This window comes from Lactobacillus sp. HBUAS51381 (genome assembly GCF_012641095.1).
GTDB lineage: Bacteria > Bacillota > Bacilli > Lactobacillales > Lactobacillaceae > Levilactobacillus.
In genome coordinates this window covers 1-351 of record NZ_JAAVSC010000091.1, presented here as the reverse complement: position 1 = coordinate 351, position 351 = coordinate 1, and the positions used below count along the sequence as shown (strand labels likewise).

Here is a 351-nt window from a genome sequence, read left to right as displayed (position 1 = left end):
TGAAGTTGAACTCGAAAACAAGCCACAAACGGGTAAAAGCTCCGCCGTTGATGTCAACGTTGGCCATTTAAACTATACTGCCGGTGTTATCAATACTTTGCCGAAACGATTATGCAAATTGTATCAGCGAGTCAAGTATTACCAACAGCAGCTAGCTCATAAACGCGTTGTGAATGGAAATAAGGCACCTAAAAGTAATAATTATGCTGTATAATGAGAGCCAAATTGCAGCGTGATTATCGCAAGGTAGCTAATATCCAACATGACATCATGCAAAAGTTTACGACGGAGCTGGTCAATAATTATGACAAGATTGTCATCGAAGACTTATCCGTCAAGGACATGCAAATG

Annotated in this window: 1 pseudogene; it reads left to right on the top strand. The window is 40.2% G+C overall.

Annotated features, from left to right (window positions below):
• A pseudogene (locus HEQ50_RS12650) lies at positions 1–351 on the top strand (transposase); the annotation flags it as partial.